Consider the following 10,181-nt stretch of genomic DNA (forward strand, 5'->3'; position numbering starts at 1 on the left):
GGATTTGACGCCGCGAAAGGCCGGGAGGTTCAAATCGGGGGCGGATTTGGCGCGACTTGTCGGGATGCGACGGCGGAATGGACCGCGGCGACAATTGGACCCCGTAGCCCGCATGAGCGAAAGCGACATGCGGGAACAGACGCCCCGGATATCGCTGTCGCTCATCCGGGCTGCGGAATTACTTTTGGGCGGGCGCCTGCGGCTGGGACGGCGGCACGGTCTCGATCAGCCTGCCGGAGAACACCGGGGACGAGGTCGGCTGGCCGCTCGGCGAGCCGCCGGCCTGCTCGACGGTGACGGCGTAGGTCGCGCCGTTGACGACCTCGGCATCATAGGAGGCGAGCAGCGGCCGCGCGGTGAAATCGCCGGAGCTGATCACGCCGAGCGAGCGCGGACGCGGCAGCTTGTCGGAGATCAGCCAGAGCTCGAAGCTCTTGCCGGGCTCCGGCGTCGCGCCGACCTTGCGCACCGTGAAATTCCGCGTCGCGCCGTCGATGGTGAGGATGAAGGCGGGGCCGCCACCCTGGCCCTGCAGCAAGGCAACATACTGCGCGGAGGGGGTGAGCGCCGGCACCGGCGTCTTCACTTCCACCGTCTGGATGCGCGGCGGCGAACGCAGTGGGCCCGGCAGCGCGTCGGGATTGAGTATCTGTAGCGACAACGTCACGAGCAGCGCAGCCGCAAGCGCGCCGACGGCGGATGCGATGTTGCGCCAGCGCTTCACTCGGCTTTCGAGACGGATCACGTTGGTGTCGTCGGCGATTGGAGCTTGCGGCGTCCGGACGACCTCGGGATCGGGTGCGTGGACCTGCGGCATGAAAACGGGCGCGATGTCAGGAATCGCATCGGACCCGGAACGTATCGGCTCGGGCTGCCCTGCTTCGGGAGGCTGCGGTTGTGGTGGCTGCTCCGACGGCGCTTCCGGCGGCGCAGTTTCGATCGGCGGAATTGGTGGCGGCGCGATGTCGGCCGGACCAGGCGGCTGCTGCGCAGGCGCCGTGCGCGCGATCTCGGACCTGATGTTCTCCCACACGATCGGACGCGGCTCCACCGAGCCGACCATCTGGTTGAGCGCGCCGAGCCGGAAGGCCCAGCCCTGCACGATGCCGGCGAACGCCTCGTCCACAGCCATCATGGTCTCGACCTGCGCGCGCTCATCGGCATCGAGGGTGCCGAGCGCATATTCCGCGGCGAGCGCGATATGGTCCTCCGAGTAAGCCATCAATTGCAGTCCAGAACCGTCCTCGTCATCAAGCCCTCACAATCCGAGGCATTCCCGGATATCCAACATGCTGCGCCGGAGCCACGTCTTCACCGTGTTGACGGGAGCTGAGAATTTCTCCGCCAATTGCTCGCGGCTCCAGCCGTTGTAATAGGCGAGAAGCACGAGCCGCTGACGGTCCGGCTCGAGCCGGCCGATGCACTCCAGGAGCCGCTTCAACTCTTCGGTCATCTCCCGGCGCGCCAGCGGATCGGGACTGTCGGCCGCCACCTCCATCGCCTGAGGCTCTTCCTCGATGGAGACCTCCGACTTCTTGCGCACGATGTCGATCGCACTGTTGCGCGCGATCGAGGCCATCCACGTGATCGGCGACGACAGGGCCGGATCGAACCGGCCCGCGCTGTTCCAGATCTTGACGTAGGTCTCCTGAATGACCTCCTCTGCGAGATCCTGTCGGCGCAAGATACGGAGCACGACGCCAAAGAGTTTCGCGCGTGTGGCGGCGTAGAGGCGCTCGAACGCGGCCTGATCGCCCTTTGCCACCGCCTCAATCAACCCGACCAGCTCTGCTGGCGTCAGCATTCAGCCCCCCGACACGCAGGCCCGTCGCATTCCGCGAAAGCCCCAGCACCGCACCACCATAGCGCGCGGCAAAGCCGACCACCAAGGGGTGCGGTGCCACGCTGTGGACAGCACATACGAAAAACCCGGACCTTGCGGTCCGGGCCTGGCAAATTCCAACGCGATTTGGCTGCTAGCGGCTCAGGCGACGGCGCCGATGCGGGCGCGCATCAGACCGATGCTGTCGAGATCGGCCTGCTCGCGGGCATTCTCCTCGGCACGTTCGCGGGCCTGGTCGCGCTCGTCTAGCAGCTCGACCTTCTTCAGCTCCTCGAAGGCCTCGGCCAGCGCAGCCTTGGCTTCGTCGAGCTGGCCCTTGAGCTCGTCGGCCGAGCGGGTCAGGTTCTCGCGGCGCTGGATCGCCGCCTTGGCATAGGTCGGATAGGCAAAGTGCGAGGGATCGTTGATCCCGGCACGTTCCTGCTCGGTCGTGATCTCGCGCTCGAGATCGGTCGACATCCGCTGGAAGTCGGCGATCATGGTCTCGATCTGGGTGACCCGGCGGCGCTTTTCGTCGACCTGAAACTTCTTCAGGCGAATGAGGGTATCTCGTGACTTCATCGACTCGTACTCCCCAGAAGTCCCCCCGCTGCACGTGGGACGATACCGGTCACCCCACGGGCCCGATGGGGGCCCAGACCGGCTCTGCTACTCTGTGGGATGGGATGATGACGGGACAAAGTTAGCGTTCCGTTTCCAAATCGCCGAGGATTTGCGCCAACTGGCGGTAGCCGTCCGCCAGTGATGCATTTTCGTCCTTGCGCTGGCGCAGGAAGGCCTCCAGCGGCTCGTGCAGGCGGATCGCCTCGTCGACTTCGGGGCTGGAGCCGGCCCGGTAGGCGCCGAGACGGATCAATTCCTCCATGTCGGCATAGGTCGCCATCACCGCCCGCGCCTTCTGGATGACGGGCCAGAATTGCGGATCGGCCGATTTCGGCATGGTACGGGAGACGGATTTGAGGATATTGATCGCGGGATAACGGCCGCGTTCGGCGATCGAGCGCTGCATCACGATGTGGCCGTCCAGGATGCCGCGGACCGCATCCGCGATCGGCTCGTTATGGTCGTCGCCGTCGACCAGAACCGTGAAGATCGCGGTGATGGCGCCCTCCCCTAAGCCCGGCCCGGCCCGCTCCAGGAGTTTCGGCAGCTCGGTGAACACGGTCGGCGTGTAGCCCTTGGCCGTCGGCGGCTCCCCGGCGGAGAGGCCGATCTCGCGCTGGGCCATCGCAAAGCGCGTCACCGAATCCATCAGGCAGAGCACGTCCTTATTCTCGTCGCGAAAATATTCGGCGACCGCGAGCGTCAGATAGGCGGCCTGGCGGCGCATCAGCGCCGGCTCGTCGGAAGTCGCGACGATCACGACCGAACGCGCCAGGCCCTCCTCGCCGAGATCGTCCTGCAGGAACTCCTGCACCTCGCGGCCGCGTTCGCCGATCAGCCCGATGACGCTGACCGCGGCATCGACGTTGCGCGCCAGCATCGAGAGCAGCACCGATTTGCCGACGCCGGAGCCTGCGAAGATGCCCATGCGCTGGCCGCGGCAGCAGGTGAGGAAGGTGTTCATCGCGCGCACGCCGAGATCGAGCGGGCTACCTACACGCTTGCGCGAATGCGCCGGCGGCGGCGTATTGCGGAACGGCATCGGCGAGGAGCCTTGCGGCAACGGCCCCTTGCCGTCGATCGGCTCGCCCAGCGCATTGATGACGCGGCCGAGCCAGGCCGCTGACGGCCGCACCTGGTTGGCGGCATTGGCGATGACGGCCTTGCAGCCGCGGCGCACGCCGTCGAGGCCGGCGAACGGCATCACGACAGCGTTGTTGCCGGAGAAGCCGATCACCTCGCAAGGAATGCTGCGGTTGGCGCCGGTCTCGATCACGAGCCGCGCGCCGACCGACATCGCGTGAATGGGACCGGCCACCTCGACCATCAGGCCGCGCACGCCGACCACGCGTCCGTAAATATTGATGCCGTCGATGTCGCCGATCTGCTCGGCCAAAGCCTTCATCGGGGGGCCCTCATTAAGGTGCGCGGCTTGGACATCCGGGACTTCACGGTGAAAACCTTAAGTTTCGCCATATTTCTGAACGGAGCTTAACTTCGTGTTTACCCGCATCATTAATCATTGCGTCACTGTCTTTGTGACTGAGCGTGACTCCCCTTCAGAAGAAGGCTGAGTCGCGGGAGTCGGTTAGGCCCGTCTCTTAAAGTGGAACTTGAACGGAGCTGGGTGACGAAAGCTGCTTCACGCGCAAGACCTTAGGGCGATTCGACAAAAATTGCACCGGGGGGACTTGCGTTCCAGAATCAGAGTTTGTTAACCATCTGTTGTCAGGATCCGAATCAGTTGTTCAAAGGCGTTTTGTTGAGTGCCGCGAATGCGGCCGACCTGACGCCCAGGAGCGGCGACTATGGGGAACTGGCATGCGCGTTTTGCTGATTGAAGATGACAGCGCCGTCGCGCAGTCGATCGAGCTGATGTTGAAGTCTGAGAGCTTCAACGTCTACACGACCGATTTGGGGGAAGAAGGCGTCGATCTCGGTAAATTATACGATTACGACATTATCCTTCTCGACCTCAACCTGCCCGACATGTCCGGCTACGACGTGCTCAAGCAGCTTCGGGTCTCCAAGATCAAGACACCGATCCTGATCCTCTCCGGCCTCGCCGGCATCGAGGACAAGGTCAAGGGTCTCGGCGTCGGCGCCGACGACTACATGACCAAGCCCTTCCACAAGGACGAGCTGGTTGCCCGCATCCACGCGATCGTGCGCCGCTCCAAGGGTCACGCCCAGTCGGTCATCCAGACCGGCGACCTCGTCGTCAACCTCGACACCAAGACGGTGGAAGTCGGCGGCCAGCGCGTGCATCTGACCGGCAAGGAATATCAGATGCTGGAGCTGCTCTCGCTCCGCAAAGGCACGACCCTCACCAAGGAAATGTTCCTCAACCACCTCTATGGCGGCATGGACGAGCCCGAGCTGAAGATCATCGACGTCTTCATCTGCAAGCTCCGCAAGAAGCTCGCCAATGCCTCCGAAGGCCGCAACTTCATCGAGACCGTGTGGGGCCGCGGCTACGTGCTGCGCGAGCCGCACGAGCACGAAGAGCGCATTCCCGCCTGATCCTGGGTTTACGTCGCGAGCCTTGTCAGGCTCGCTCCTCCCAGCCTGGACCCCGCCGCAAATGGCGGGGTTTTGTTTTTTGGGGATGTCTTCTGCCCCGAATTGTACCGCTCCATGCGACTGCCCCTGGCCAAGTGTCAGGCGCGGCGGCCGCGCTGGTGCGACTTCATCCCTCTCTAATATTTGAACCGCTATCCTTCCCCCGCCGACGAATGGTCGCTGCACGATGGGGGAACGATGATCCTGCAATCACTCGCCGGCCTGCCTGCCTTCCTGGTCTATTTCTGCACCGGGCTGATCGCGGTCGTGGCCTATTTGTTCGTCTATACCCGCATCACCGCGCATAACGAATTCCAGCTCATCCGTGACAACGAGCCGGCCGCGGCGATTGCGCTCGGGCTGAGCCTGCTCGGCTTCGTGGCCCCGCTGGTCAGCGCGATCGCCCATTCGGCCAACGTGCTGGATTGCCTGATCTGGGCGACGATCGCGCTGGTCGTGCAAGTCATCGTGTTCTTCCTGGTGCGCGTGCCGGTGCCGAACCTGTCGGCACGGATCGCCGCCGGCGAGCTTGCGCCGGCAATCTGGCTCGGCCTGTCCTCGCTCGCCGCCGGGCTGCTCAACGCCGCCAGCATGATCTACTGAGATGGCCGACAAACCGACCAAGAAGGAGTTCGGCAAGCGCCGGCTGGTGGCTGAGCCGCCGGCTTCGCGTCCGCCGGTGAAGCGATCCGGCCATGTCGCCCTGCTGGTGATGGGCACGCTCGCGGTCGGCACCACCGCCTACACCCTGATGCCGCGGCAGACTTGCGAGCCCACGCCGGGCGCACTGCCGGGGCAGACGACCACGACCTGCACGAGCAGCAGCAGCAGCAGCAGTTCGTCAGGCGGCAGCAGTTCGCGCTGGTCGTCGCGATCGAGCTTCTTCAGCAGCGATTCTTCGTCCCATTCCTCGTCGGCAACGTCGTCCGATTCCGGCCACAGCAGCGTGAGCCGCGGCGGCTTCGGCTCGTTCGGCCATGGCTTCTCGGGCGGCGGCTGACCATGCAGCGCATCACCTGCCTCGAGCGCGACGACTGGCGAGAGACCGCGGCGCAATGCGGCTTCGTCTTCCACACCATCGACGGCGAACGCTATTGGGACGAACGCGCCTATTACGGCTTCACGCTCGAGGAGATCGAGCGCGGCATCGAGACACCGACCGGCGAGATCGAGGCGATGTGCCTGGAGCTTGCCGGCCGCGTCGTCAGTGACGAGCGCCACCTGCGCCGCTTGCAGATTCCGGAAGCGTTCTGGAGCCTAATCGCCGAGAGCTGGAAGCGCGACGACCGCAGTCTCTATGGCCGGCTCGATCTCAGTTACGATGGCAAAGGTCCGGCAAAGCTGCTCGAATATAACGCGGATACGCCGACCTCGCTGTTCGAGGCGGCCGTCTTCCAATGGACCTGGCTCGAACAGGCGATCGAACGCCGCGTCATCCCCTCGCGTGCCGATCAGTTCAACTCCATCCATGAGCGGCTGATCGCGGCATGGAAGGAGGTTGCCGGCGGCCGCCCCGTCCATCTCACCGGCATCATCGGCAATCAGGAGGACGCCGGCACGCTCGCTTATCTCGAAGACACCGCGCGCCAGGCCGGGCTCTCCACCAGGCTGCTCGACATCGAACAGGTCGGCTGGCGCGATGAGCCCGGCTGTTTCGTCGATCTCGACGATGGCGACATCGCGCTCGCCTTCAAGCTCTATCCCTGGGAATGGATGTTCCACGACGCCTTCGGCGCCAAGCTCAAGGACGCGCCGACGCGCTGGATCGAGCCGCCGTGGAAGGCGGTGCTCTCCAACAAAGGCATTTTGCCGCTGCTGTGGGAGATGTTTCCGAACCATCCCCATCTGCTGCCGGCCTTCTTCGAGGACGATCCGCGCGCCGCCGAGCTCGGCACGTCCTATGTGCGCAAGCCGCTGCTGTCGCGCGAAGGCGCCAACGTCACGATCGTGTCCGGCGGCATGCCGCTCGACGAGCAGGCAGGCCCCTACGGCGCCGAAGGTTTCCTGCGGCAGGCGCTGGCACCGCTGCCGAATTTTTCGGGCTTCTATCCGGTGATTGGAAGCTGGCTGGTGAACCACGAGCCGTGCGGATTGTCGATCCGCGAGGACGAGAGCCCGATCACGGGCAACCGCTCGCGGTTTCTGCCGCATGCGATTTTGTGAGGCTTGTCATTCCGGGACGCTCGCGAAGCGAGCGAGCCCGTAATGACGGAAGCATTTCACTTGGCCGCGGCGATCTTCAAAGACGGCGGCATCAAGCCGCCCATGGGGCGGCCGGAGCGCGCGGGGTTGAGCTGGTACAGACCGCGGCGATCGGCGATGGGTCGGAACGCATCGGTGATGCCGACCACGGATTCGGCCGCGCCGAGCAGCAGCGTGCCGTCGGCCTCCAGGCCCTTCGCCATCCGCTCGAAGATCACCGCCTTGGTATCCTGGTCGAAATAGATCAGCACGTTGCGGCAGAAGATCACGTCGAAGGTGCCGAGATGGGAGAAGTCCTGCAACAGATTGAGCTGGCGGAACTGCACCATCGCGCGAATGTCGGCATTGAGCTGCCAGACTTCGCCGACCTGCGCGAAATACTTCATCAGGTGCTGGATCGGCAGGCCGCGCTGCACCTCGAACTGGCTGTAGATGCCGGCCTTCGACTTCTCCAGCACCTCCTGCGACAGGTCGGTGGCGACGATCTCGATGCGCCAGCCGGCGAGGGCCGCGCCCATCTCCTTCACGCACATCGCGATCGAATAGGGCTCCTGCCCGGTCGAGGACGCCGCCGACCAGATGCGCAAGCTCTTGCGCGCCGCGCGCGCCTTGATCAGGCCCGGCAGGATGGTGTCGCGCAAATGATCGAACGGGATCTTGTCGCGGTAGAAGAAGGTCTCGTTGGTGGTCATCGCTTCGACCACGTCGGTGGCAAGCCGGCCGTCGCCGTTCCTGATCTTCAGCACGAGATCGGGAATACCGGGAAGGCTCGCCTTGCGCGCGAGCGGCAGGAGTCGGCTTTCGACCAGATATTGCTTGTCGGGCGACAGATCGAGGCCAGAGCGCTCTTTCAGGAACTTGCGCAGATAGTCGTAGTCGGTCGGCGTCACGAGCGGTCTCCCGCGAACAGGCGGTTGACCTTGGCGCCGATCTGGTTGAGCGGCAGGATCGCCGCGCAGATACCGGCATTGGCCGCCGCGCCCGGCATGCCCCAGACCACGCTGGAGGCTTCGTCCTGCGCGATGACGCTGCCGCCGGCGGCAACGATGTCCTTGCCACCGCGCATGCCGTCCGAGCCCATGCCAGTCAGGATCACGGAGAGGATGCTGCCGTGCCAGATGTCGATCGCGGAGGTGAAGAGCGGATCGACTGCGGGCTTGCAGAAGTTGACGGCGGGGCCGTCGTCGAGCGCGATCACGGTGTCCGCGCCGCTGCGTGCGACGCGCATGTGCTTGCCGCCGGGCGCGAGATAAATCCGTCCCGGCTTCACCGGCTCGCCGTCGACGGCTTCGGCCGCGGGCTTGCGGCTCGAACGTGCCAGGTGCTCGGCGAGAATGGTCGTGAAGGTCGGCGGCATGTGCTGGGTGATCAGCACCGGGACGCGGTCGATGACCGGGCCGAGCTCGGTGACGAGCGACATCAGCGCCTGCGGACCGCCGGTCGAGGAGCCGATCAGCAGCACCTTGGGTGCCTGATTGGAGAACGGGCGCATGGTGAGCGCCCCTGACGACGCAGCAGGCACGGCCGGAGCGGGCGCGGCGGGCCGCGCGACAGGACTGCGTGGGGCCGGAGCCGGGCTCGCAGGCGCCAGCGGCGGACTTGCAACCGCGGATTTCCTGCGCAGCCGCGCGCCGAGATGGCGGATCTTCTGGATCAAATCGTGGTGGAAGATGTCCGCGGCCGACGCCTCGCGCGTCGATTCCGGCTTCGGAATATAATCGGCCGCGCCGAGCGACAGCGCCTTGAAGCTGATCTCCGCGTTGCGGCGGGTCAGCGTCGAGGCCATGATGATGATCAAATCGCGCTTCTTTGCCAGGAGCTGCGGCAGCGCCGAGATGCCGTCGAGCTCGGGCATTTCGATGTCGAGCACGGCAACGTCAGGATTGATGCGTTCGATCTGGTTGACCGCTTCGAGCCCGGTGCGCAGCGAAGCCGCCACTTCCATGTCGTGCTCGGCGCCGACCCAGCGCGAGATCAGACCGCGAATGACGACGGAATCGTCGACGATCATCACCCGCAGCGGCCCCGCCTCGCGCGAGCCGGTCGTGGTCGAATTGCCTGCGAACGCAACACTCATTACTCACCAACTCAGACTGAAAGGAAACAGTTGAAAACAGGCGCCGAAGGATTCGTTCGGCCTCCGGCCGATCGCTCAGATAAGGCCGACTTCCTGGAATTTCGCCGTCACGATGTCCTTGTCGAACGGCTTCATGATGTACTCGTTGGCGCCGGCATGCAGCGCGCGCGCGATATGCGCGACATCGTTCTCGGTGGTGCAGAACACGACCTTGGGCTGGTCACCGCCGGGCATGCGCCTGAGATGGCCGAGGAACTCGTAGCCGTCCATCACGGGCATGTTCCAGTCGAGCAACACCGCATCGGGCAAGCCGCGCTTGCAGGCTTCCAGCGCCTTCTCACCGTCCTCGGCTTCGAGGATCTGGAAGTCGAGGCCCTCCAGGATCCGGCGCGCAACCTTGCGGATGACGCTGGAATCATCAACGACGAGACAAGTTCGCATGTGAACCTCTGCTTCCTCCCCCTTGCGGGGGAACTTCCAATTGCAGGCACGTCGGCGGCGAGGCCGCCGTATCAGGCCGCCATCATCTCGGGCGCGAGCTCGAGGACGCGATCGACGTCGAGGACGACCATGAGCTGTCCGTCGAGGCGGTGGACGCCGCCGGCGAGCTTGGCCATGCGGGGATCGAGGTTGACGGGGTTCTCTTCCATGCCGGCCTCGGGCAGGCGCAGCACCTCGCCGATCTGGTCGATGAGCAGGCCGTAGGATTCGCCGCGCAGATCGACGCCGACCGCCATCGGCACCTTGCCGTCCTCGGGCTGCGGCAGGCCGAGACGGGCGCGCATGTCGACCACGGTGACGATGCGGCCGCGCAGATTGAGGACGCCGGCGATCTCGCGCGAGGACAAGGGCACGCGGGTGACGCGCTCGGGCATGAACACGTCCTGGACGCGC

At 65.0% G+C, this 10,181-nt stretch carries 12 protein-coding genes; 4 read left to right on the forward strand and 8 right to left on the reverse strand.

The genetic code is table 11. The features are described 5' to 3' along the window. Positions 1-178 precede the first annotated feature (178 nt). The 4 genes from ACFDR6_RS35275 to fliI form a co-directional block, all read right to left on the reverse strand. Entirely contained in the window at positions 179-1,222 is a 1,044-nt protein-coding gene (locus tag ACFDR6_RS35275; protein ID WP_375861168.1) for an anti-sigma factor, read from the reverse strand. Between the two features lie 36 nt (positions 1,223-1,258). Next, the gene (locus ACFDR6_RS35280; protein ID WP_317240856.1) at positions 1,259-1,804 is read right to left on the reverse strand and encodes a sigma-70 family RNA polymerase sigma factor; all 546 of its coding nucleotides are present in this window, start codon (positions 1,802-1,804) and stop codon (positions 1,259-1,261) included. 180 nt (positions 1,805-1,984) lie between these two features. Then, a complete protein-coding gene (gene fliJ, locus ACFDR6_RS35285; protein ID WP_008138882.1) occupies positions 1,985-2,404 on the reverse strand; it encodes a flagellar export protein FliJ in 420 nt (139 codons plus the stop codon). Between the two features lie 121 nt (positions 2,405-2,525). Continuing rightward, positions 2,526-3,851: a flagellar protein export ATPase FliI gene (gene fliI, locus ACFDR6_RS35290; protein ID WP_212092805.1), complete on the reverse strand. Its 1,326-nt coding sequence runs from the start codon at positions 3,849-3,851 to the stop codon at positions 2,526-2,528. A gap of 416 nt (positions 3,852-4,267) precedes the next feature. Between fliI and ctrA the strand changes: the two genes are divergently transcribed. The 4 genes from ctrA to ACFDR6_RS35310 all read left to right on the forward strand — a co-directional run bounded on the left by ctrA (position 4,268) and on the right by ACFDR6_RS35310 (position 7,171). Continuing rightward, positions 4,268-4,969, forward strand: coding sequence for a response regulator transcription factor CtrA (gene ctrA / locus ACFDR6_RS35295; protein ID WP_008138878.1), 702 nt, complete (start codon positions 4,268-4,270; stop codon positions 4,967-4,969). A 237-nt stretch (positions 4,970-5,206) separates the two neighbouring features. Next, on the forward strand, positions 5,207-5,611 hold the full coding sequence (locus tag ACFDR6_RS35300; protein ID WP_212092806.1) for a DUF350 domain-containing protein: 405 nt from the start codon (positions 5,207-5,209) through the stop codon (positions 5,609-5,611). Position 5,612: 1 nt separating this feature from the next. Next, entirely contained in the window at positions 5,613-6,008 is a 396-nt protein-coding gene (locus tag ACFDR6_RS35305) for a hypothetical protein (RefSeq protein ID WP_375861169.1), read from the forward strand. Between the two features lie 2 nt (positions 6,009-6,010). Further along, entirely contained in the window at positions 6,011-7,171 is a 1,161-nt protein-coding gene (locus tag ACFDR6_RS35310) for a glutathionylspermidine synthase family protein (RefSeq protein ID WP_375861170.1), read from the forward strand. A 56-nt stretch (positions 7,172-7,227) separates the two neighbouring features. On the opposite strand, the gene ACFDR6_RS35315 is transcribed toward ACFDR6_RS35310, so the two are convergent. From ACFDR6_RS35315 to ACFDR6_RS35330, 4 genes are all read right to left on the reverse strand, one after another. Continuing rightward, entirely contained in the window at positions 7,228-8,100 is an 873-nt protein-coding gene (locus tag ACFDR6_RS35315) for a CheR family methyltransferase (protein WP_212092809.1), read from the reverse strand. Then, entirely contained in the window at positions 8,097-9,287 is a 1,191-nt protein-coding gene (locus ACFDR6_RS35320; protein ID WP_375861171.1) for a protein-glutamate methylesterase/protein-glutamine glutaminase, read from the reverse strand. Before ACFDR6_RS35320 ends, ACFDR6_RS35315 begins: the two co-directional genes overlap by 4 nt. 75 nt (positions 9,288-9,362) lie before the next feature. Beyond that, a complete protein-coding gene (locus ACFDR6_RS35325) occupies positions 9,363-9,728 on the reverse strand; it encodes a response regulator (RefSeq protein ID WP_007600538.1) in 366 nt (121 codons plus the stop codon). Between the two features lie 71 nt (positions 9,729-9,799). Then, positions 9,800-10,181: chemotaxis protein CheW (locus ACFDR6_RS35330; RefSeq protein WP_375861172.1), on the reverse strand; the 382-nt coding region annotated here is incomplete at its 5' end.

The organism is Bradyrhizobium tunisiense, from assembly GCF_042263385.1.
Lineage (GTDB): Bacteria > Pseudomonadota > Alphaproteobacteria > Rhizobiales > Xanthobacteraceae > Bradyrhizobium > Bradyrhizobium tunisiense.